General features: G+C 70.6%; 20 protein-coding genes and 1 pseudogene. 8 read left to right on the top strand and 13 right to left on the bottom strand.

Annotated elements, in window-relative coordinates; translation table 11 throughout:
• Positions 1-58: 58 nt before the first annotated feature.
• Positions 59-1,777: a discoidin domain-containing protein gene (locus QFZ75_RS38210; RefSeq protein ID WP_373466007.1), complete on the bottom strand. Its 1,719-nt coding sequence runs from the start codon at positions 1,775-1,777 to the stop codon at positions 59-61.
• Positions 1,778-2,105: 328 nt separating this feature from the next.
• Between QFZ75_RS38210 and QFZ75_RS38205 the strand changes: the two genes are divergently transcribed.
• Positions 2,106-3,098 carry a LacI family DNA-binding transcriptional regulator gene (locus QFZ75_RS38205; protein WP_307544007.1) on the top strand — a complete coding sequence of 331 codons (993 nt, stop codon included), beginning with the start codon at positions 2,106-2,108 and terminating at the stop codon, positions 3,096-3,098.
• A 229-nt stretch (positions 3,099-3,327) separates the two neighbouring features.
• On the opposite strand, the gene QFZ75_RS38200 is transcribed toward QFZ75_RS38205, so the two are convergent.
• Complete coding sequence (locus QFZ75_RS38200) at positions 3,328-3,945, bottom strand: TetR/AcrR family transcriptional regulator (protein ID WP_373466082.1); 618 nt, start codon at positions 3,943-3,945, stop codon at positions 3,328-3,330.
• A gap of 84 nt (positions 3,946-4,029) precedes the next feature.
• Between QFZ75_RS38200 and QFZ75_RS38195 the strand changes: the two genes are divergently transcribed.
• Entirely contained in the window at positions 4,030-4,779 is a 750-nt protein-coding gene (locus QFZ75_RS38195; RefSeq protein WP_307544005.1) for an SDR family NAD(P)-dependent oxidoreductase, read from the top strand.
• A 91-nt stretch (positions 4,780-4,870) separates the two neighbouring features.
• Here QFZ75_RS38195 and QFZ75_RS38190 read toward each other — a convergent pair.
• Positions 4,871-5,482: pseudogene (locus QFZ75_RS38190) on the bottom strand (helix-turn-helix domain-containing protein); the annotation flags it as partial.
• 191 nt (positions 5,483-5,673) lie between these two features.
• Between QFZ75_RS38190 and QFZ75_RS38185 the strand changes: the two are divergent.
• Positions 5,674-6,723, top strand: a complete 1,050-nt coding sequence (locus QFZ75_RS38185) for an SDR family oxidoreductase (protein WP_307544004.1) — start codon at positions 5,674-5,676, stop codon at positions 6,721-6,723.
• Positions 6,724-6,812: 89 nt separating this feature from the next.
• On the opposite strand, the gene QFZ75_RS38180 is transcribed toward QFZ75_RS38185, so the two are convergent.
• From QFZ75_RS38180 to QFZ75_RS38165, 4 genes are all read right to left on the bottom strand, one after another.
• Positions 6,813-7,301, bottom strand: a complete 489-nt coding sequence (locus tag QFZ75_RS38180) for a MarR family winged helix-turn-helix transcriptional regulator (RefSeq protein ID WP_307544003.1) — start codon at positions 7,299-7,301, stop codon at positions 6,813-6,815.
• 9 nt (positions 7,302-7,310) lie between these two features.
• Complete coding sequence (locus tag QFZ75_RS38175; protein ID WP_307544002.1) at positions 7,311-8,387, bottom strand: alkene reductase; 1,077 nt, start codon at positions 8,385-8,387, stop codon at positions 7,311-7,313.
• 97 nt (positions 8,388-8,484) lie between these two features.
• The gene (locus QFZ75_RS38170; RefSeq protein ID WP_307544001.1) at positions 8,485-9,399 is read right to left on the bottom strand and encodes an NADP-dependent oxidoreductase; all 915 of its coding nucleotides are present in this window, start codon (positions 9,397-9,399) and stop codon (positions 8,485-8,487) included.
• Between the two features lie 481 nt (positions 9,400-9,880).
• Positions 9,881-10,357, bottom strand: a complete 477-nt coding sequence (locus tag QFZ75_RS38165) for a MarR family winged helix-turn-helix transcriptional regulator (RefSeq protein WP_307544000.1) — start codon at positions 10,355-10,357, stop codon at positions 9,881-9,883.
• A gap of 68 nt (positions 10,358-10,425) precedes the next feature.
• Here QFZ75_RS38165 and QFZ75_RS38160 point away from each other — a divergent pair, with 68 nt between their 5' ends.
• The gene (locus QFZ75_RS38160) at positions 10,426-11,349 is read left to right on the top strand and encodes an alpha/beta hydrolase (protein WP_307543999.1); all 924 of its coding nucleotides are present in this window, start codon (positions 10,426-10,428) and stop codon (positions 11,347-11,349) included.
• On the opposite strand, the gene QFZ75_RS38155 is transcribed toward QFZ75_RS38160, so the two are convergent.
• Positions 11,338-11,619 (bottom strand): hypothetical protein, encoded by a 282-nt coding sequence (locus QFZ75_RS38155; RefSeq protein WP_307543998.1) that lies wholly within the window; start codon positions 11,617-11,619, stop codon positions 11,338-11,340. The two genes, QFZ75_RS38160 and QFZ75_RS38155, sit on opposite strands and share 12 nt — an antisense overlap.
• Positions 11,620-11,673: 54 nt before the next feature.
• On the opposite strand from QFZ75_RS38155, the gene QFZ75_RS38150 reads away from it, so the two are divergent.
• A complete protein-coding gene (locus QFZ75_RS38150) occupies positions 11,674-13,110 on the top strand; it encodes an FG-GAP and VCBS repeat-containing protein (protein ID WP_307543997.1) in 1,437 nt (478 codons plus the stop codon).
• An 88-nt stretch (positions 13,111-13,198) separates the two neighbouring features.
• Here QFZ75_RS38150 and QFZ75_RS38145 read toward each other — a convergent pair whose 3' ends face one another.
• A complete protein-coding gene (locus QFZ75_RS38145; RefSeq protein ID WP_307543996.1) occupies positions 13,199-14,506 on the bottom strand; it encodes a phytase in 1,308 nt (435 codons plus the stop codon).
• A gap of 379 nt (positions 14,507-14,885) precedes the next feature.
• On the opposite strand from QFZ75_RS38145, the gene QFZ75_RS38140 reads away from it, so the two are divergent.
• Positions 14,886-15,437: a YciI family protein gene (locus QFZ75_RS38140; protein ID WP_307545075.1), complete on the top strand. Its 552-nt coding sequence runs from the start codon at positions 14,886-14,888 to the stop codon at positions 15,435-15,437.
• Between the two features lie 586 nt (positions 15,438-16,023).
• Complete coding sequence (locus tag QFZ75_RS38135; RefSeq protein WP_307543995.1) at positions 16,024-16,974, top strand: alpha/beta hydrolase; 951 nt, start codon at positions 16,024-16,026, stop codon at positions 16,972-16,974.
• Between the two features lie 130 nt (positions 16,975-17,104).
• On the opposite strand, the gene QFZ75_RS38130 is transcribed toward QFZ75_RS38135, so the two are convergent.
• Both QFZ75_RS38130 and QFZ75_RS38125 read right to left on the bottom strand, forming a co-directional pair.
• Entirely contained in the window at positions 17,105-17,830 is a 726-nt protein-coding gene (locus QFZ75_RS38130; RefSeq protein WP_307543994.1) for a dienelactone hydrolase family protein, read from the bottom strand.
• 457 nt (positions 17,831-18,287) lie between these two features.
• Positions 18,288-18,509, bottom strand: coding sequence for a hypothetical protein (locus QFZ75_RS38125; protein ID WP_307543993.1), 222 nt, complete (start codon positions 18,507-18,509; stop codon positions 18,288-18,290).
• Positions 18,510-18,767: 258 nt separating this feature from the next.
• Here QFZ75_RS38125 and QFZ75_RS38120 point away from each other — a divergent pair, with 258 nt between their 5' ends.
• A complete protein-coding gene (locus tag QFZ75_RS38120; RefSeq protein WP_307543992.1) occupies positions 18,768-20,045 on the top strand; it encodes a prolyl oligopeptidase family serine peptidase in 1,278 nt (425 codons plus the stop codon).
• Between the two features lie 127 nt (positions 20,046-20,172).
• Here QFZ75_RS38120 and serA read toward each other — a convergent pair whose 3' ends face one another.
• Both serA and QFZ75_RS38110 read right to left on the bottom strand, forming a co-directional pair.
• Positions 20,173-21,768 (bottom strand): phosphoglycerate dehydrogenase, encoded by a 1,596-nt coding sequence (gene serA / locus QFZ75_RS38115; RefSeq protein WP_307543991.1) that lies wholly within the window; start codon positions 21,766-21,768, stop codon positions 20,173-20,175.
• A 265-nt stretch (positions 21,769-22,033) separates the two neighbouring features.
• Positions 22,034-22,387, bottom strand: coding sequence for an STAS domain-containing protein (locus QFZ75_RS38110; protein ID WP_307543990.1), 354 nt, complete (start codon positions 22,385-22,387; stop codon positions 22,034-22,036).
• Positions 22,388-22,454: the final 67 nt, after the last annotated feature.

Here is a 22,454-nt window from a genome sequence, read left to right as displayed (position 1 = left end):
CACGGGCATCGGGGATGACGGGGACGAGCGTCAGGGGCGACGGGACGAGCGTCGGGGGCTACTGGTAGACCCGCACGTGGTCGACGATCATCTTGGCGGGGAAGGGGGTACTGGCGTCTGTCGGGCCCGGCCAGTCACCTCCGACCGCCAGGTTGAGGATCATGTAGTGGGGGTGGTCGAAGATCCACGGTCCGCGTGTCTGCTCCACCTGGTCCTTGTCGAGGGAGAAGACGGTCCGGCCGTCCAGGCTGTAGGTGATGCCCTTGCTGTTCCAGTCGGCGACCCAGGTGTGGAAGTCGTCGGAGTAGTCGGCGTTCCCGGGCAGTGTGTACGGCGCGCCGATTCCGCCTCCGCCGTTGTAGGCGGGCGCGTGGACGGTCGAGTAGGCGGTCTTCACGTCCTTGCCGAGGATTTCCATGATGTCGACCTCGCCGTTGTACGGCCACGGCCGGCCCGTCAGGAAGTCGGCGCCCATCATCCAGAACGCGGGCCACAGACCGTTGCCCTTGGGCACCTTGATGCGTGCTTCGACGCGCCCGTAGGTGAACTGGAACGTCGCGCCGGTGTTCATCCGCGCCGAGGTGTACTGGCAGGTGGTGCTGCCGCTCAGCGGGTCGCTCGGGCACGACGATCCCGCGGTGGCCTCCTTGCGTGCCTCCATCACCAGGTGCCCCGACCCGTCCAGTGCGGCGTTGCGATGGTCGGTGTAGTACTCCAGCTCGTTGTTCGGCCCGGTGCCCGGATCGGCCCTCCACTTCGAGGAGTCGGGCCTGCTGCCCGCGGCACCGTCGAAATCGTCGCTCCACACCAGTCGTGGCGGATTCGCGGGGTCACTCGGCAGGGGCGGAGCGGGTATCGGATCGCCACCGGTGCCGTACACCTGGAACTCCCACAGCGAGTAGCCGTAGGCGGTGGCGCGCTGCGTGCCGTACATGCGCACATAGCGGCCGGTGCCGGAGACGGCCAGCGTCTGCTTGAAGCCCGTGCCGGACGTGGTCGAATAGATCGGCGTCCAGTCGGTTCCGTTCGGCGAGACCTGGATCTGGAAGGACTTGGCGTAGGCGGGATCCCACTGCAGGACGACCTTGTCGATCTGTGCCGTCGCGCCGAGATCGATGGAGATCCAGCCCGGATCGGTCCATCCCGTGGTGGGGCTCGTGGCCCAGCGGGAGGCCGGATCCCGGTCGAAAGCCCTGGTCGGCGTGCACTCCCAGCAGTTCTGGTCGCTCTGGGAGGAAGAAGCCGCGCCCGGCCTGCCGTAGGAGAGCAGTCTGCCGGTGTCACCACCAGAACCGCCGGCGGTGCCGTACACCTGGAACTCCCACAGCGAGTAGCCGTAGGCGGTGGCGCGCTGCGTGCCGTACATGCGCACATAGCGGCCGGTGCCGGAGACGGCCAGACTCTGGGTGCCGCCCGTACCCGTGGCCGTCTGGTGGACGACGGTCCACCTCTGCGCGTCGGCCGATGTCTCGATCCTGAACGCGGTGCCGTAGGCGGCTTCCCAGTTGAGGACGACCCGGCTGATCTCGGCACTCGCCCCGAGGTCGACCTGTATCCACTGCGGATCGGCGAAGGCGCTGGACCACCGCGTCCCGGGGTCGCCGTCGACGGCGCTCCGGGCGCTGAAGACTCCCTCGGTGCTCGAGGCTGTGGCGGTCTTTCCCTGGGAGAGCAGGACCTCCGCCGCCTGAGCGGCAGGAGCGGGAAGAGCGATGAAGGCGAGCAGTGAGGCCACGAGGGCAAGGAATAAACCGAAGCGGCGCAGCGGCGGTTGCACGGGCGACTCCTCAAGTGGGGGGAGGTGAGGGAGCGCTCCCTGAAGGGGAGGATGGAGCGACTGGAAGTCGCTGTCAAGAGCCCTTTCACCTCGAAAAAACAACGCCGTAATACCTGAGACACATGGAGGGAGCGGTCTCTCACAGCCTCCACCGCATGCCGAAGGTCACGTGGGGGGCGCGAGAGGAGACGTGCTCCTGGGCATGCTCGTGCCGCCCCGGCCTGCGGATACGCTGCTTGCATCGCCATGACGCAGAGCCGGAGGTCGACCCGATGAGAAAACCCTCGCCGCGCACGAACCAGGGCGGCGACACAGGGGACGGACGGGCATGAAACGTCCCACTCTCGAAGTGGTCGCCGCCCGGGCGGGCGTGTCCAAATCAAGCGTCTCCCGCGTCATCAACGGCGAGACGACGGTCGCCCCGCAGATCCGGGACGTCGTCATGCGGGCCGTGGACGAACTGGGCTACGTGCCCAACGGGGCGGCACGCAACCTCGTCACCCGCCGCACGGACACCCTCGCCGTGGTGGTCTCCGACCCGCCTCAGGGGGTCGTCTCCGACGATCCCCTCTTCTCCGCCGTGGTCCGCGCCGTCAGCAGAGAGCTGGAGACAGCGGGCAAGCGGCTCGTGCTCATGCTCGCGGAATCGGACCAGAGCCGGACCAGAGTGGTGCAGTACATCGCCGGCGGGCATGTGGACGGCGTGCTCCTGGTCGCCCTGCACGGTACGGATCCGCTGCCGGCCGCGCTGGCCCGGCAGGGGCTGCCCGTCGTGTCCTTCAACCGCACCTCCGCACAGGACGTCCCGTACGTGGCCCTGGACAACGCCGGCGGAGCCGCACTGGCCGTGCACCATCTCCTGGAGCGCGGCCGGCGCCGGATCGCCACCATCACCGGCCCGCTCGAACTCTACGAGGCGCGTGAGCGTCTCGACGGCTACCGCAGGACGCTGCGTGACACCGGCCGTCGCTCCATCGTGGCGCTGGGCGACTTCACCAGGGTCTCCGGCGCCGAAGCCATGCACCAGCTCCTGGAGGACGATCCCGACCTCGATGCCGTGTTCGCGGCCAACGACCTGATGGCGATCGGAGCCCTGCGCACCCTCCATCGAGCGGGCCGACGCGTCCCCGAAGACGTGGCGGTCGTCGGCTTCGACGACATAGAAGCCGCGTCCTACACCAGCCCCGCGCTCACCTCGGTGCGCAGTCCGATGGCCGACCAGGCGACCGCCGCCGTCCACCTGCTGCTCAGCCTGATCGACGGCGGTCCCACGAGCCCGGTGATCATGCCGAACGAACTCGTGGTGCGCGAATCGACCTGACTTCCCGTCAGCACGGTTTCCGCCGCGCACGGTCGGGGACCGCGCGCCTGGCCGCGTTCGGGCGCCGCCGCAGACGCAGACGCGACCGAGAGGGTACGGTACGCGGCACTCCGGCGGAGGCCCGGCCCAGTCGCCGTGGGGACGGCGGTCACCTCCGGGGCAAGATCGTCCTCACCGTCCGATCCCGTCACGGGGCCGCGCGTGAGTCGCGCCGAGGACGCCGTCCGGCTCAGGCGGGTGGCCAGTTGTGGAGGGCGGCGTCCGCGACCCGCTGGAGTTCGTCGCGGGTGGCGCCCGTGGCCGCCTGGACCGCGATGCCGTTCGCCATGGTCATGAGGTAGCGGGCGAGGGTGTCCGGGTCGGTGCCGGCAGGCAGGTCGCCTTCGTCGACGGCCCGCCGGAAGCGGTCACGAAGGTGCGCCCGGTTGTCGTTGCGCCATGCGGCGAGCGCGTCAGCGGCGCTCGGTCCGAGGTGGCCCGCAGCCAGGAAGCCCTGGACACCGAGACAGCCGGCGGGACAGCCGTCCTGGGTGGAGGCCCGGACGGAGCCGGCCAGGTAGGCGGCGGCCACGTCCCTGGCGGTGGTCTCCCGCAGTGCGCTGGCGCTGTAGGAGGCGGGGCCCTCGGCGTAGCGCTCCAGGGCCTTTCGGAAGAGGTCCTCCTTGTTGCCGAAGGCCGCGTACATGCTGGTCTTGGTGATTCCCATGGCGCGGGTCAGATCGGTCAGGCTGACGCCGTCGTAGCCGTGTTCCCAGAAGACGACCATGGCCCGCTGCAGGGCCTCTTCGGTGTCGAACCCTCGCGGCCGGCCGATCGGCGCCCTACCCGTAGCTTCCACACCTCGCATCATACTCCTTCTGTACCGAGCGGAACGGAAGTGCTACGGTCTCATTCTGTTCCGGTCGGAACAGAACTATGGAGGGATCACGTCATGGGAACACTCGAAGGCAGGACGGCCGTCGTCACGGGCGGCGGGACACGAGGGATCGGCCGGGCCACCGCCGCACGGCTGGTCGCCGAGGGGGCGCACGTGTTCATCACCGGGCGACGTGAGGCCGAGCTGAAGGAGGCGGTGGAGTCCATCGGTTCCGCGGTCACCGCGGTGCCGGGCGACATCACGGACGCGGCCGACCTGGACCGCCTGTACGACGCGGTGCGCGAGCACGGGCAGGGCCTGGACGTGCTGTTCGCCAACGCGGCCACCGCCTCGTTCGCGACGCTGGAGCAGATCACCGGCGAGGACTTCGACCGCGTCTTCGCGGTCAACGTCAAGGGAACACTGCTGACCGTGCAGAAGGCACTGCCGCTCCTCAACGACGGAGCCTCGGTGATCCTGAACGCCTCCAGCGCCGCCGACCACGGCACACCGGCGTTCGGCGCGTACGCGGCGTCCAAGGCCGCCGTCCGGTCCTTCGCGCGGACCTGGGCCAACGAACTCAGCAGCCGGGGCGTTCGTGTCAACGCGATCTCGCCCGGGCCGATCGACACCTCCGGCATCACCGAACTCGTCGGCGAGGAGAACGCGGCCGCCTTCAAGGCGAAACTCGGCGCCGAGGTCGCGATCGGCCGGATCGGACGACCGGAGGAGGTCGCCGCGGCGGTCGCCTTCCTCGCCTCCGCGGACAGCAGCTACATGATGGGCGCCAACCTGTACGTCGACGGCGGTGAGAACCAGATCTGACGCGACCGCGCGGCCCGTCGCATGTCTTCGGGTCCGGTCAGGCGGTACGGGACACATCTCTCGGTGGTCATGTGTGCGGAGATGTCCGCAGGGCGAGGAAGAGGTCCATGAGGTGAGCCGCCCGCGATCCGGGAACGCGGAGCGTGACCGTCCTGCGCAGTCCGGCGGCGAAGACGCGGGAGTGCAGCGCGTGGTCGTCGGGGTGGTACAGGGACCGGACGGCCGGGTCGGTGAACCACCGGTAGCCGATACTGCGGGCCGGGCCGCTGTATCGAGTGGTGTCGCCGTTGAGTGCCACGCCGAGCGGGGTCTGCCGGAGTGTCTCGCCGAGTTCGGTGACGATCTCGGCGGGGGTGTCGGTGAGCCGGTCGAAGATACGGAGCAGGCCGGGACCGATGTGTTCGCCGGTCGCACCCCTCGCCGGAGGGTTGTGCCCGGCGAGGCGGAACAGGTGGTCGCGTTCGTCGAGGGACAGCCGCAGTCCCTGCGCGATCGAGGTGATCATCTGCTCGGAGGGGTGCGGTCCGCGCTCCCGCTCAAGTCGGCTGTAGTAGTCGGTGGAGATGTGGCAGAGCGTGGCGACCTCCTCGCGTCGCAGGCCGGCGGTTCTGCGCCGTTGCCCACGTGGCAGACCGACGTCCTCAGGTTGCAGCGACTCCCGATGGCGGCGTAGGAACTCGGCGAGGCCGGCTCGATCGATCACTGCTGCTTCCTCCTGGTCTCAGCGCTCCTTCATCCTGCCACCGGCGCCGGACGGCTGCCTCGGCCTGTCGATCCCCCCTTCGGGCCGAGGCAGCCCGGACCGGCCGGCCTGGGATCGGCAGGCCGTGGATACCTCCGTGGATTCGGCGCAACCTGAGACCGCATCCACCTTCCAGCGACCAGGAGCGGCACATGGCACGCACACAGCCGGACATCACGGTTCCCGACCTCTCGGGGAAACGCGCCGTGGTCACCGGCGCCAGCGACGGTGTCGGACTGGGCCTCGCGGTCCGCCTCGCCGCTGCCGGTGCCGAGGTCGTCATGCCCGTCCGGAACCCCCGTAAGGGTGAGGCAGCGGTCGCGCAGATCAGAGAGCGGCACCCGGAAGCGGTCCTGTCCCTGCGCGAGCTCGACCTGTCGTCACTGGGCTCGGTCGCCGCGCTGGGAGCCATGTTTCGCGGCGAGGACCGTCCGATCCACATCCTCGTCAACAACGCCGGTGTGATGACTCCCCCGGGCCGGCAGACCACCGCAGACGGGTTCGAGCTGCAGTTCGGCAGCAACCACCTGGGCCACTTCGCCCTGGTGGCACACCTGTTGCCCCTCCTGCGCGCGGGACACGCGGTCGTGACCTCGCAGATCAGCATCAGCGCGAACGCGAACGCGAACGCCATCAACTGGGACGACCTGAACTGGGAACGGTCCTACAGAGGCAGCCGGGCGTACAGCCAGTCCAAGATCGCGTTCGGTCTGTTCGGGCTCGAACTGGACCGACGCAGCCGAGCCGGGGGCTGGGGAATCACCAGCAACCTCGCCCACCCCGGCATCGCCCCCACCAGTCTCCTGGCCGCGCGCCCCGAGGTCGGCCGGACGAAGGACACCGCCGGGGTGCGTGCCATCCGCGTGCTCGCCCGCGGCGGCCTCCTCGGGACGGTCGGGACCGCGCTGCTCCCGGCCCTGCTGGCCGCCACCTCGCCGGACGCACGCGGCGGCCGCCTCTACGGTCCCAGCGGCCTCGGGCACCTGTCGGGCGCGCCCGCCGAACAGGCCGTCTACTCCCGGCTCCGCAGCGAGGAGGACGCCGAACGCATCTGGCGGATCTCCGAGGACCTGACCCGCACCTCCATCCCGGCCCGCGAGGATTCCCACGCCGACTCGGGATCGAAATCGGCTTCGGGTTCGAGTTCGGGTTCGGGTTCGGGTTCGGGTTCGACAGATCCTGGCGGTCGTCGGCCTCGGTGACCGGAGTGGGCGGCGTCTGAGCCGTCCAGCCGTCCAGCCGTGCCGGCGATTCCGGTGTGCCCGTCAGAGACCGAACCGGGCGAGGAAACTCACAGCCGGGACTCGCCTGACGGAACCTGCTGACCGCGGTCCTTGACCGACTGCTCGATCGCGTACGCGGTCGTGGTGAACGTCTCGATCTGCTCCGCCGTCAGGCCCTGTACGGAGATCTCCTCCAGGGTCCGCCACATGTCCGCGATGGGCTCGCGCAGGGCGCGTCCGGCGTCGGTGAGGTGGACGACCATGACGCGCCGGTCGTGTGCGGCGGGTTCCCGGGTGAGAAGTCCGGCGTCCTGCATGCGGCGCAGCGACTTGGAGACGGTGGAGTGGTCGAGGCCGACGGCTTCCAGGAGTTCGGACTGGGTCTGGCCGTCGCGGTCGAAGAGCTGCATGAGCAGCAGTTCCTGTCCCGGGTGCAGGTTCATGCTGCGGAGCATGGTGGCGGCGTGGCCGCGGTGTGCGCGGGCGAGTTGGAAGATGGCGTAGCTGAGGCGACCGTCGTGCGCCGTGCCGGGGGGCCTGGAGGCGGGGTCGTTCATCGCTTCTCCTCAGGCATGGTGGCGGGTGGGGTAGTCGGTGTACCCGGTTTCGCCGCCGCTGTAGAAGGTGGCCGGGTCCGGCGTGTTCAGCGGCGCTCCAGAGCGTACCCGCTCGACCAGGTCGGGGTTGGCCAGCGCCTGCGCGCCGACGGTGACGAGGTCGGCCCGGCCGTCGGCGATGTCCTTGGCGCGGGTGGGGAGGTCGGCGCCCGCGCGGTTCAGGACCAGCGTGCCCGGCCACAGCGACCGCAGGGTGTCCAGCAGTTGCTCGTCGCCTGTGTGGACCAGGTGCAGGTAGGCCAGATCCAGCGGTGCGAGGGCGCGTACCAGCGCCGGGTACAGCTCGTGTGTGTCGTCCTCGCGGATGTCGTTGTACGGGTTGCCGGGCGACAGGCGGATGCCGGTACGGCCCGCGCCGATCTCGTCGGCGACGGCGGCGGCGACCTCGACGGCGAAGCGGATGCGGTGGTCGACCGGACCGCCGTAGCGGTCGGTGCGCTCGTTGGCGTTGGAGGAGAGGAACTGGTGGACGAGGTAGCCGTTGGCCCCGTGGATCTCCACGCCGTCGGCGCCGGCTGCGACCGCGCCCGCGGCGGCGCGGCGGTGGTCCTCGACGGTCGCGGCGACCTCCTGCGTGGACAGTGCCCGGGGCCGCGGCATCTCGTGCGGTCCGGACGCGGTGAACATCATGCCCGCCGGGCGCACCGGGGAGGGTGCAACCGGCTGCCGTCCGTGCGGGGTGTTGTCGGGGTGGGCGATGCGCCCGACGTGCATCAACTGGACGACGATGCGCCCGTCGGCGGCATGCACCGCGTCGGTGACCTTGCGCCACCCGGCCACCTGTTCCTCGCTGTGGACACCGGGCGTCAGCAGGTAGCCCTGCCCGTCGGCGGACGGCTGGGTGCCCTCGGTGATGATGAGCGCGTTCGAGGCACGCTGGGCGTAGTACTCGGCGTTCAGCTCGGTCGGTACACCTTCCGCGGTGCTGCGGCCGCGCGTCATCGGGGCCATGGCCAGCCGGTGCGGCAGTCGGATGTCCCCGGCGCGGACGGGCTGCCACAGGGGGTTCAAGTCGGTGGTGGACATGAGGACTTCCTTCGGTACGGGAGCGGTACGGGGGGACACAGGGGAGACACGGGCGGGGGCCGGCCGGCAGGCACAGGGCCGGCTCCCGCGGTGGAGGTCAGCCGACGGTCAGGACGAGCTTTCCGCGGCTGTGGCCGGCGTCGCTGGCCTGCTGCGCCTCGGCCGCGGCGGCGAGCGGATAGGCCGCACCGACCGTGATCGCCAGTGTGCCGTCGGCGGCCTGCTGGGCGAGTTCGGCCAGCCGGGCGGCCGAGCGCCGCTGCGGGCCCTCGGCGAAGACGATGCCGAGTTCGCGGGCCCGGAAGTCGGCGGTGGTGACGATGCGGTCGGTGGTGCCGCGCAGGGTGATGGAGTCCTCCAGCGCGCCCTTGCCCGCGGCGTCGAACACGGCGTCCACGCCGTTCGGGGCGAGCGCGCGGACCCGCTCGACCAGGTTCTGTCCGTAGACCAGCGCGGTGGCGCCGAGCGAGGCCACGTACTCCTGGTTGGCCGGGCCGGCGGTGCCGATGACACGGGCGCCGCGGGCGACGGCGAGCTGGACGGCGACGGTGCCCAGCGCGCCGGACGCGCCGTGGATCAGCAGGGTCTCGCCTGCTTTGACGTCCAGCAGGTCCAGGACCCGGTCGGCGCCGTCGCTCGCCACCGGCAGTGCGGCCGCGTGCGTCCAGTCCAGGCCGGCCGGCTTGGGGGCGAGGACGGCCGGGTCGGCCAGGGCGTACTGGGCGTAGGAGCCGGTGTCGGACCAGCCCAGCACCTCGTCGCCCACCTCGAACAGGTCGACGCCTTCACCGAGGGCGTCGACGACCCCGGCGATCTCCCCGCCGGGGACGGCGGGCAGCGTGGTGGGGAAGATGGCCTCCATGGTCCCGGAACGGATCTTCCCGTCCACCGGGTTGACGCCGACCGCCTGTACCCGCACGCGGACCTGGCCGGGGCCGGGCTCAGGGACCTCGATCTCCGCCTCGTGCAGGACCTCGGTACCGCCGAACGTGTCGAAAACGATGGCCTTCATAACTGATCTCCCTTAATAAGCCGATCTGGCGACCCCGATTAAGTGGCCAGCCACGTAAAACGTAGCACCGATTATGTGGCTAGCCAAGTATTGGGAGGGGGAAAGGTCCCACGGTCGATCAGCTCGCCGCCGGAGCGCGTCGCCGAGAAGTGGAACGCGGCGGTGCCGATGCGGTTCACACCGAGTTCGACCGCCCGCCGGAGGACGCCGATCGACTGCTCGCGGCCACGCGGCACGCCCCTACCGAAGGGCGCGGCACGTTCAGGCCGCCCGGCGGGCAGGCATCTCGAAGTGGACCCAGCAGGGCAGGGCAGGTCGGTGCAGAACAGGACAGGGCAACCAGGGCTTTCGCCGGCAGGTCGCCGGATACGGGAGAGGGCTCACGCACGGCGCCCCGGCCGCACCCCCGTCCCGGGTCGCCGCCACCGCACGACGGTCCCGCCAGCGGCCCCGCCGTCGGTCCGCCCTTCCGGGCCGCCGATCAGCCTGTGGGCGTGCCGATCTGCTCGTGTTCGAGCACGGAGCGCAGCTTCGAGAGGGCCCGTGCGGCGGCCGACGCCGAGGAACTGTCGAGCGCGCCTCCGATCAGCTCGGCCACCGCTTCGGTGAAGGTTTCCTCCGCCGCGCCGACAAGCCGAGAGCCGTCGTCGGTCAGGGCCAGCAGCGAGGACCGTCGATCGGATGGATTCGGCTGCCGGACGGCCCACCCCTGCCTCTCCAGACGGTCCACGGTCTTGCTGGTCGCCCCGACGCCGATGGCGAATTCGGCAGCAAGGTCCGCCACGCGGGACCCGGGGCGGTCGCGCAGGTAGCGCAGGGCCTCGAACTGCGAGGTGACGATCCCGTGCCGCTCACGGAGACGGTCGTTGAGGGCGTTGTACAGACGCGTCTCGCATCGGACCAGGTCGGCGAAGAAGCCCGGGAGGTCGACCGTCTCACCGCTTGCTTTGGATGTCACGGCATATAGTCTACGTTATATGCCTCGGCATATAGTGCAGTGGAAGTTACTTACGGCTGGAGTGGAAGATGAGCAAGGAACAACGCGCGCAGATCGACGCGATGCTGCGGCAGCCGCGACCCGAGGGCCCTCGGTCGGTCGAGGCGATCCGAGCCGGATTCGAGGCGCTGATGGCCCGGATGATCGTGCCCGACGGCATCCGCACCGCGCAGACGACGCTCGGCAACCGGCCCGCACTGCGTGTCGAGCCGGACAACGGGCCGCGCGCCGGGACGATCCTGTACTTCCACGGTGGCGGCTGGGTGTACGGCTCCCCCGAAAGCGTGCTGTCGCTGACGGGACACCTCGTTGCCAAGACCGGCTTCGAGGCGTACTCGGTGGACTACCGGCTCGCCCCCGAGCACCCGTTCCCGGCCGCGATCGAAGACACGCTGAGCGCCTACCGCGCCCTTCTGGAGAGCGGTCAGGACCCTTCGGCCATCGTGTTCGCCGGGGACTCGGCCGGTGGCGGCCTCACCGTCACGACCTGCCTGGCCGCCCGCGACGCGGGCCTCCCGCTGCCCGCCGCCGTCGTGACGTTCTCCCCGGGCCTCGACGCCACCCGTACGGGCGGGAGCATGGACACCAAGGAAGGTCTCGACCCGATCCTCACCCGCAGGTCCGTGGAGCACACCGGAGCCCTGTACCTCGCCGGCGCCGATCCGCACCAGCCCCTGCTCAGCCCGGCCGTCCTCGCCGACCTGACCGGCTTCCCCCCGATGCTCATCCAGGTGGGCACCAACGAGATCCTGCTGGACGACTCCACGCGCCTGGCCGCGCGGGCGAGGGCGGCCGGAGTGGATGTCATCCTGGACATCACCGCTGACGTGCCGCATGTGTTCCAGTCGTTCGTCGGCGTCCTGGACGAGGCCGACGAGGCACTGGACCGCGCGGCCCTCTTCCTCCGCCAGCGTCTCCGCGCCGCGGGCACGGCGCACACGTCAGCAGGCTAGGGCGGGCCGCCCGGCCTTGTTCGGGCCACGGCCTCCGTCCCGGGTGGCCCGGTCGCCCGGTCGCCCGGACACCGTGGAGCCACCCGCCCGGTCGTCGCCAAGGCCCTCTCCCGTTGCGGGCACATCCTGCTGCCCGTCGTCCTGATCGCCCTCGGCCTTCTCGTCCTCGGCCTTCTCGTCCTCGGCCTTCTCGTCCTCATCGAGGGCGGTGCTTTCAGCCTCTGACGCGCAGTCACCTTCGCACAACCCTTCGTACGCCTCGTGAGTCACAGCTCCGGGAGTCCTTCCTCCTCGTCTTTTCCTTTCCATTACGGGAGTTGCTCCGTGCGTGTACGTACCCTTGCCGCCACCGCCGCCGTAGCGGCACTCACCGCCGCCGGTCTGACCCTGCCGCTCGCCGGAAGCGCCGCAGCCGCGACAACAGCGCGGTTCGACTTCAACGGCGACGGATACGCGGACATCGCGGTCGGCATGCCCGATGCCACGGTGAACGGCAAGGCCGAGGCCGGCTACGTCAGCGTGATCTACGGCGGTCCGCAGAGCCCGAGCCAGTCCACCGGCGTCATCAGCCAGGCCGAGGCCGGCATACCCGGAACGCCCGAGGCGGGCGACCACTTCGGCTCCTCCGTGGCGCCCGTCGACGTGAACGGCGACGGCGTCTTCGAGCTCGTCGTCGGCGCGAACGGCGAGTCGCTCACCTCCGACCGGTTCAAGGACGAGGGCACCATCACCGTCCTGGACAACTCGGGGTGGAACATCGAGGGCACCACCGTGGCCCGGGGCACGACCCGGTTCAGCAGCATCGGCCGCACCATCGCCACGGGGGACTACGACGGCGACGGCGACACCGACCTCGCCTACGGCGAGAACGGCGAGGAGCACGGCGCGCTCCGGTTCCGCCCGGGCCCCCTCACCGCCGACCCGGTGACCACCACCACCCTGCGCGACTACGGCATGGGCGGCAGCACCCGCGACCTGGCCACCGGTGACTTCGACGGCGACGGCCGGGACGACCTCGCCACCACCTGGAAGGCCCTGGAGAGCTCCGGCACCTTCATCACGCGCTGGGACGACAAGGCCACGCCCGCCCGGTGGTGGGCCGACGCCGACCGCGGCAGCACGCTCGCCAGCGCCGACTTCGACCGGGACGGTACGGACGACCTCGCGGTCGGCCTCGTACAACCCAACCCCGAGTCGCAGAGCACGCACTGCCAGGACCGGCTCGGCGGCGCGGTGCTCCTGCTCAAGGGCTCCAGGACCGCGCGCTTCGGCACCGAGAACGAGTGCGTCACGCAGTCTGCCCCGGATGTCGGCGGCGCCGCCGAGGAGGGCGACGACTTCGGCGCCGCGCTGTCCGCCGGCGACCTGAACGGCGACAGCCGTCCGGAACTGGTGGTCGGCGTGCCCGGCGAGGACGTGGGCACCGTGAAGGACGCGGGCGGATACGTCACGATGAACGGCACGGAGCACGGCCTCCACGGAGGGCCGGCCCGCAGCCAGAGCACCCCGAACGTGCCCGGCACCGCCGAGGCCGGCGACCGCTTCGGCGCCCGGCTGGCCGTCGGCGACTACAACCGCGACGGGCTGTGGGACACCGCGGTGAGCGCTCCCGGGGAGAACGCCGGTGAGCCCAGGTCCGGTGGTGTCTGGTTCGCACCGAGCAGCACCGAGGAGACCTACCCGCAGGGCAAGTCGCTGACCCCGTTCGGCTTCGCGCTGCCCCACGGGGCCATCAAGTACGGCGAAGTGCTGGGGCTCTAGACACCCGCTTACCCCTCCCCCCTCCCCCCTCCCCCCTTCCCGTCGCGGTCACCGGCGCCAAGGCGTTATGACTGCAGGTCTTCAGCCGTCACGGATCGACGCGTTCCAGCACGGTGCCGAGGTCGACGAACTTGAAGCCGGTGGACTCGCGTTCCCGGCCTTGGCCGTCAGTGACCGCGGGGGTGTCGTGACCGTCCTGGAGGACCAGCAGGCCGCGCGGATAGAGCCTTCCCAGCGGAGCGTCGAGCACGGCGGCGCCGTCGCACTCCTCGGAGCCGTCGAGCACCGTGTCGGCGGCCACCACGCGGAAACCGCCTTCGTACGCGTTGCCGTCCTCGGTCTCCCGGCTGTAGAGCGCGAAGGTGTCGTCGCCCTGGCTCGAGGCGAAGAGGTACCCGTCGCCGTCCGATCCCTCGAGCAGGGTCAGTCCCTCGACATCGGCTGCCAGCCGCTCGCCGCCGTACCCGGGGTCGGTGCCGAAGGTGCACTCTTCCGTGCTTTCGTCGTAGACACCCGGGACGCCGTACTCCTTGACCTTGTCGACGAGCGTCGATGCCGCGGTGAGATCGGCGCGCAGTCGCCAGATGCCGACGTCTTCCTGCCCCGCGTACAGCATTCCGTTGGCAGGATCGACGACCATGCCCTCGACCTGCGGGAACTCTCCGGGTTCGCCGCACGGAGCCCATGACGCGCCGTTGGGGAGGCGGAACGTGCCGGGCAGGTCGAGGGTACGGATCTTGCGGTAGCCGACTGTGCCGTCGGCGGCGGGCCGCAGTTCCAGCAGAGCGATGCGGGTTTCGTTGCGGCGGCTGACCAGAGCGTACGAGCGTCCGGTGGCGCGGTCCTTCCACGTGGCGATGCCGTACGCGGTGCGCTGCTCGTTGATCTCCGACTGGTCCGCCGAGAAGACGGGGGCCGCGGACGGGCTGGTGATGTCGGTGAGCGGACCGCCCGGACGGGAGGGGTCTATGCGGTAGATCCGCAGCCTGTCGTTGCCGCGGTCGCTGACGACGGCCACGTCGGCGCGGCCGGTCGGCAGAGTGAGACCGGAGACGAGGTCGACGTTGTTGAACCGGCCCGGTGCGTCGTCGTTCGTCCGAGGTCTCGGCGCCGGTATGGACTGCACCTGGTGTGCGTTCAGGTCGAATACGCGTAAGCCGCCCTCTTTGACGGTGGCGATGACCAGACTGCGCCCCGGCCGGGCGGCGTTACGCCATATGGCGGGGTCGTCCGCGTTGGCGTTCCCGCCGTCCTCGTCGTCGAAGACGGCGGGCGTCTCGGATGCGGGTGTGACGACGGGGAGGTCCGCCGCGGGTGCGGGCAGGTTGGCCGCGACGAGGGTGGAGGACGCTGCGGCAGCCAGTGCTGCCGTCCTTACAACGTGCCGAGGTCTCATGAGATCTCCTGACGATGCGACGGCGTGCCATGCGGCCATCGGCATGTTCCGAGCCGATGTCATACTGATGTCCTGTCATACACCTGTCAGGTCATGGCGGGTAGGGGTACCGCGCCGTTGTCCGCGCCCGGAGCTTTCCCGGTCTGCGTGCGAACGGGTCACTGCGGCGGCGGTGACGCGGCGAACAGCGGTCCGAACTCCTCGCGGACCCCGGCGATGACGCGCCGCCCGCGAACTCGCCGAGCACTCCGGAGAACGCCGGGGCGTTCCCCTCGTTTCGGCCCGCGCTCCAGCGCACGGTGACCTCGCCCGGCGGACCGAAGGGGCATCGCGGTGAAACCCGTTCGACCCGGCCCCTCGTCGAAGAGACTCTATGGGCATGGAATTCCTGTGCCACCACCGTGACCGGCCCGGATCGCTGTCGCTGCGCGACGAACTGCTGCAAAGGCATTGGTCGTACATGGACCGGTACGCGAAGGAGATGATCGCCCGGGGTCCGACCTTCGCCGACGACGGCGACACACCCACCGGAAGCGTGCACATCCTGGACCTGCCCGATCCCGCCGCCGCCCGCGCCTTCGCCTTCGACGAGCCGAACTACCAGGCCGGCGTCTACCGCGACGTGCTGCTGCGACGGTGGCGCAACATGCTGGGGCGCACCATGTGGGACTTCCCCGGCGGCCGGGACGGCGGCAACCGGTACCTGGTGCTCGGCCTCGGCGCGGGCCGGACCGACGACCTCGCGGTGCCGTCCGACCGGGACGAGCTGATCGCCTACGGGCCGCTGCTGTCCGACAACGGCGCCACCTGGCTGGGCACGGCGGCGTTGCTCCGGGCGCCGGACCCGGACACGGCGCGCGCCATCCTGACCCCGGACCGGTACGCCCACATCGAGGTGCACAACTGGCAGTTCGGTGGGCGCCCGTCATAACTCCGGCACGTCCGGCCGACGTTGCCGCCGAAGCTCCTCGGACCGCTGAGCTCCTCGCGTTTCACCCGCGCCCACCGCAACGGCGCTCGTCCCGGCACCCGGCGAACGGTTCGGCGAACACGCCGTGCGGTTCGCCGAGGTCGCGGCGGCCCGGGTGCACGATCCTGCGAAAGACCGGCAACTCGGCCCTCCACGTCAGGGAATCGCCGCGGTTCCTGCCACCGTGGCCGAGAACCCGGCCGAGCCTCGGCGGATCCGCCGACGAAACAGGTGGTTTCGCCGATGGCGCCGAGGCGGAGTCGCCCTATGGTGTTGCTGCTTCAAGCGGCACGGGCCCCCACGGCCCGGTCGCGTGTCGTCCCACCGGGTCCGTTTCGCACGCAGGACCGTGCACCGCCCATGCGACATCCGAGACAACCTCGTTGCTTCCGTGACGTGACGCCACGCCCCGCGACCCGCATCGGGCGCAGCCGGGCAGGCCCGGGCTCGACCAGCCACGGGCCCGCTCGACCGGCCATGAGCAGGGCACGCACCACCGGAGCCACCGCTCCGGTGTCACCCACGGAACCTGGTGAAAGGACCGTTCGTGCAGGCATCCCCCACTCCCGTTTCCTCCCCGGCCCCCGGCTTTTCCGCGCGGGCGGGGAGTGCCCCGCGCCGCCGACCGCGCGGCCGGCTCATGACGCTGCTGGCCACGGCCGCCGCCCTCGCCGGTCTGACCACCTCCCTCACCGGTGTCGCGGACGCCGCGGACAACCCCTACGAACGAGGCCCGGCGCCGACCACCGCCAGCATCGAGGCCGCGCGAGGCTCGTACGCCGTCTCACAGACGACCGTGTCCCGGGCCGGTGTGACGGGCTTCGGCGGCGGCACCGTCTACTACCCGACCACCACCAGCGACGGCACGTTCGGGGCGGTCGCCATCTCGCCCGGCTTCACCGCCTCCCAGTCGTCGGTCTCGTGGCTGGGCCCCCGACTGGCGTCCCAGGGCTTCGTCGTGATCACCATCGACACCCTCAGCACCCTCGACCAGCCGGCCAGCCGTGGCGATCAACTGCTCGCCGCCCTGGACTACCTGACGCAGAGCAGCAGCGTCCGCACCCGGATCGACAGCACCCGGCTCGGCGTCATGGGGCACTCCATGGGCGGTGGCGGCTCGCTCGAAGCGTCCAAGGACCGGCCGTCGTTGCAGGCCTCGATCCCGCTGACCCCGTGGAACACGGACAAGACCTGGCCGGAGATCAAGACGCCCACCCTGGTCGTCGGGGCGGACGGTGACACGGTCGCCCCGGTCTCCTCGCACGCCGAGCCCTTCTACACCAGCATGCCGTCCGTCCTGAACCGCGCCTACCTGGAGCTGAACGGCGCCACGCACTCCGCCCCGACCTCGTCGAACACCACGGTCGCGAAGTACAGCGTCTCCTGGCTGAAGCGGTTCATCGACAACGACACCCGCTACGAACAGTTCCTGTGCCCGCTGCCTCCGGCGAGCACCACCATCGAGGAGTACCGCGGTAACTGCCCGCACACCGGCTGAACCGGGCACGCCCTGTCCGCCGACCCACTGATCGGGTCGGCGGACAGGGTCGTACCGGCCGGCCCGGGGACGGCCTTGTCCATGGGCGCCGGACCTACCTACCGTCCGCCGATCGCCGGACAGTCCCGCCTCACTTCAGGTGTCGGTCCAGGAATCGGCACCCGTCCTCCAGCTCGAACCACGGAGTGCCCGTGTGTCCGCCCGGATTGGCGTGCAGTGTCTTCTCCTTGCTGCCGAAGGCGTCGAACAGGTCCAGGGCCCGTTGCCTGGGGTTCCCCTCGTCGTCCCACTGCAGCAGGAACAGCAGCGGAACGGTGACCTGCCGGGCCTCTTCGCGCTGGGCACGGGGGACGTAGCCCCCGGCGAAGAAGCCTGCCGCCGCGATGCGCGGCTCGACCACCGCCAGCCGGATGCCGAGGGCGGTCCACCCCCCGGAGTAACCGACCGGGCCGCTGACCTCGGGCAGCTCGAGGAGGGCGTCCAGGGTGGTCCGCCATTCCGGGACCGCGTTCTCGACCAGCGGGCCGATGAAGGACTCGAAGATCTCGTCGACCGGGTCACCGGCCTGCATCGCCCGACGGAGGTCGGCGCGCGCCTGCTCGTCGGCGGCGGAACGGGGACGGTCCCCACACCCGGCGGCGTCGATGGAGGCCACCGCGTAGCCGTGCGCCGCGGTGTACCGGGCCCGGGCCACCAGCCGGGGCTCCGCTTTGGGCAGGCCGTTGTTGTGGGCCATCAGGATCAGCGGGGCCGGTGCGCCGGATCCGGGCGTCCACAGGGTGCCGGGGATCTCGCCGAGGGTGAATTCGCGTTCCAGGACGCCGTCGTCGAGGCGCTGCTCGGAAGTGAATCGCATGGTCATGCCTTTCGGGAGTGCACAGAGCGGCGCTCCCGGACGACCTATCGCCCGACCGTGACCCCGGAGGGGAGCACCCATGTCGATACTGCGTCCACGGGTACCACCTCCTCGTTCTCTCGCACGGCCTCCGGAAAAGTAGCAGTCGTCCCCGTGGACCGCCAACGGGTTTTCGCGAAGGCCCACGGCTTCCCGCGAAGCACACGGCGCACGTCCGTCTCGCGAACGGGCAGTCCCTCACCGCCCCGGCCGGCCCGCCGGCCGCTCCACTCGTCGGCCGCTCCGCCTGCCGGGCGGGCCCTGTGCCTCAGGCCGGCGCTGCCGATGGTGGCGTGCATGAGGGCGAGGGTGCCGGGGTCGGGTTCGGCACCTCCTCCCTCGCCGGTTTCGGCACGCCGGCCCGCATGGCCGCACCCTCCGAGCGCGGCGAACTGCCCTCCGCGGCCTTCGTGATCTCCTACCTGTCCTTCAGCGTGCCCGCGGTCGTCGCCGGAATCGCGGCCACCCACAGACGCTCCACGAGACGTCCGTCGCCTACGCCGCCATGGTCTCCTTCCTCGCCGCCCTCGCGCTGCTCGCCCAGCGGCTCCGCTCCCGCCGTGTCCCCGGGCCCGGCACCTGCCCGCAGACCTGGCCGGGTACGGGCGAAACGACTGCCGCGCGGCACGAGACCGTTCACGTCACCGTCAGGAGAAAAGCCGAAGCGGCACCTGTCCGCCACGGGGCAACGCCGGTAACGTGCCGGCGGTGCCCCCTCTGTCCTGCCCATGACACTGCCCATCCCGATCCTGCACGGACCTGATCGTGTACGGCCTGATCGTGTACGGACCTGATCCCGCACGTGGTGGGTCGCCATCAACTCTCAGCGGCTTCATCCGCACCGCCGAATTCGCCGCACAGCCCGCGACAGAGCCTCCTCACCCCACAAGGAGCCCGCATGGCAACACCGATCAGCCGTCGCACCGTTCTGGCCGCCGGCACCGGCGCCGCCGCCGGCCTGTCCCTGCCCGGTGTCGCCGCGTACGCCGACGACCATGCGACCACCGGCGTGAGGTTCACCCTGAACGCCCAGGTGCTCGACGGCGGCGAACAGGTCACCTCGATCACCCTCGGTACTGCCCGGCTCGGCCCGATCGACCCGGCCGGCCTGACCCCCGCCACCTTCGACGTGCGGGCCAAGGCCACCAGTCCGATCCCCATCGCCGCCGGAGACGTCATCTTCGGCGAGTACGACCTCGACCGCACGGTGACCGCTGTCCGGCTCGACCGCCGCGGCGACATCGTGCTCGACCTGAGCCATGCCGAGGGGCAGACCGGCGGCGGGACCCTCGGCTACATCGCGGGCAGGGGCCGTAACGTCATGCTCGACCTCACCTACACCATCACTCAGCGCGCCCCGATCGTCTTGCGCGACCACCGGTCGATCACCATCGAGAGCTTCGTGCAGGACCGTCGCCTGTCGGACCCCGAGGTCGACGCGTTCAGCTCCCACATCTCCGGCGCGGGAATGAAGTACCGGCTGTACTCGCCCACCGGCTCCCACGCTTCCCGGCGGGGCAGGCACCCGCTGATCGTGTGGCTGCACGGCGGAGGCGAGGGCGCCTCACTGCCCGACGGCTACTACGACAACGAGACCACGCTGCGGGCCAACCGCGGCGCGCTGGGCTTCGCCACCCCCCAGGCGCAACGCATCTTCGACGGGGCCTACGTCCTCGTCCCGCAGAGCACGTCCGCCTGGATGCAGGACGGCCCGCGCTTCGCACCCCTCATCCGCGGGATCATCGGCGACGTCACGCGCGCGAACCGCATCGACCACGACCGGATCTACGTCGCCGGCTGCAGCAACGGCGGCTACATGAGCATGAAGATGACCACCGTCTATCCCACCCTTTTCGCCGCCTCCGTGCCGGTCTGCGGCGTTGTCACGTCCTTCCCGCCCGGTGGCGCACCGCTGATCCCCGACAGCGAGCTGGCGGGGATCAGCACCCCCAGCTGGCTCGTCGCCTCGCTCGACGACACCACCGTGGACCCGCAGGCCAACACCGTCCACGCGCACGGCCTCATCCCTGGCTCGCTGATGACGCTCTACGACCACGTGGTCCGAAACGGCCACCAGTTCGCCGGCCACTGGTCGTGGATCTACGTCGCCCGCAACGACCCCGGCATCGACGGAACCCACCTCTGGCAGTGGATGGCCGCCCGGCGCCAGCACTGAGGCGGTGGCATCCTCTTCGGCCTTCCCGACGCCACGGAGGACGCGGACGGGCTCCCGCCGGTCGTCGCCGGCCGGGCGGGAAGGGGCCCTACGGTGGCGAAGGGCCCCTCGGGTGCGGACCGGATACTCATCCGGGCAGGTTCACCGACCGGGCGGACGTGGCGCCGATCTCCCCGGCGACCTCGTTGACGACCTCCTGCGGGACCGCGTCGTCGACGGTGAGGACCGCCAGTGCCTCGCTCCCGGCCGCCGAGCGGGAGACCTGCATGCCGGCGATGTTGATGCCCGCCTCGTCGAGGATCCGGCCGACCGTGCCGACGACCCCCGGACGGTCCTCGTAACGCAGCACCACCATGTGGTCGGCGAGCGCGAGGTCCACGTCGTACGCGCCGACCGCAACGATCTTCTGGAGGTTCTTCGGACCGGACAGCGTGCCGGAGACCGCGACCTCCTCGCCGTCGGACAGGATCCCGCGCACCGTGATGACATCGCGGTGCTCCGTGGACTCCGAGACGGTCGTCAGCCGCACCTCGACACCGCGCTCCTGCGCGAACAGCGGCGCGTTCACGTACGACACCGCGTCATCCACGATGTCCTCGAAGACACCCTTCAGCGCCGAGAGTTCGAGCACCTTCACGTCGTGCCGGGTGATCTCGCCGTACACCTCGACGTCGAGACGGGCCGCGACCTCGCCCGCCAGGGCGGTGAAGATGCGGCCGAGCTTCTCAGCGAGCGGCAGCCCCGGCTTCACCTCCTCCGCGATGACGCCGCCGCCCTGGACGTTCACCGCGTCCGGGACCAGCTCACCGGCGAGCGCGAGGCGCACCGAGCGGGCGACGGAGATGCCGGCCTTCTCCTGCGCCTCGTCCGTGGAGGCGCCGAGGTGCGGGGTGCAGACGACCTGGTCGAGCTCGAAGAGCGGGGAGTCCGTGCAGGGCTCCTTCGCGTAGACGTCGAGGCCGGCGCCGGCGACCCGGCCCTCCTTGAGGGCCGAGTACAGCGCGGCCTCGTCGACGATCCCGCCGCGCGCGGCGTTGACGATCCGCACCGACGGCTTGACCTTGTGCAGTGCCTCGTCGCCGATGAGACCGAGGGTCTCCGGCGTCTTCGGCAGGTGCACGGTGATGAAGTCGGAGACCTCCAGCAGCTCGTCCAGGGACAACAGCTTCACCCCCATCTGCGCGGCCCGCGGCGGCTGTACGTAGGGGTCGTAGGCGACGACCTTCATGCCGAAGGCCGACATGCGCTGGGCGACGAGCGCGCCGATGCGGCCCAGGCCCACGACACCGAGGGTCTTCTCCGCCAGCTCGACACCCGTGTACTTGCTGCGCTTCCACTCGCCGTTCTTCAGGGCGGTGTTGGCCTGCGGGATGTGGCGCGCGGTGGCGAGCAGCAGACCGCAGGCCAACTCCGCGGCCGTCACGATGTTCGACGTCGGCGCGTTGACGACCATCACGCCGGCCTTCGTCGCGGCCGGGACGTCGACGTTGTCGAGACCGACACCGGCCCGCGCGACCACTTTCAGCTTCCGCGTCGCGGCGACCGCCTCGGTGTCGACCTTCGTCGCCGAACGGATCAGGATCGCGTCCACATCGGTGATCGCGGCCAGCAACTCGGCCCGGTCCGCGCCGTTGCAGTGCCGGATCTCGAAGTCCGGGCCCAGAGCGTCCACCGTGGCCGGCGACAGCTCTTCCGCGATGAGTACGACAGGTTTCGAGCTCACATGGACTCCTCATACAGGATTGTTCGAACCTCGCCGGTCGGGTCGTACGCAAGACGTCGGAGATCGGCTCGTGCCGGGGGATTCAAGGGGGCACCTGCCGTGGCCTTCGTCGAACGGACCGTCTCGAAGCACGTTCCCGTCCCGTTCCCTGCCTGGTTCCACGGACTTCCCGGATCTCCCGGACTCCCGGGTTTCCCGGACGCGCGTACGGCACGCGGGCGGGCGGTCCCTGACGGCCCGTCGGCCGGTCGTCGGCGGCCGGCCGTCAGGGGCCGGCGGGGGCGGACGCGGGCAGGGCGTCGGACACCGTCGGAAACAGGCGCAGCACTTCGTCGGCCCCGGTCAACTCCAGCAACCGCGCGATCTGGCCAGGGACGCCGGCCAGTCGCAGGTCGGTGGCTCGGCGCACCATCAACAGCAGGTTGAGAAAGGAGGAGTCGGCGAAAGTGACCGCGCTCAAGTCCAGGACCAGGACGGGAACGGCGGCCGCGGTTCTCTCCAGCTGCGTGCGTTGCGCTGCCAGCGATTCGAGATCGAGATCGCCGCGCACCGTCACCACCCAGGCGCCACTGCAGGCGTACTGCTCACCCAGCACAGCGAAGGACACGGGCCGCGGCACGGCAGGACGGCTCCCTCGAGAGGAGTCCGGGGACGAGGGTTCCACACGGTCAGTATGCCGCAACACC

Source organism: Streptomyces sp. V3I8, assembly GCF_030817535.1.
GTDB lineage: Bacteria > Actinomycetota > Actinomycetes > Streptomycetales > Streptomycetaceae > Streptomyces.
Note: the sequence above shows the minus strand (reverse complement) of the source record. Positions and strands in the feature narration are given on the sequence as shown.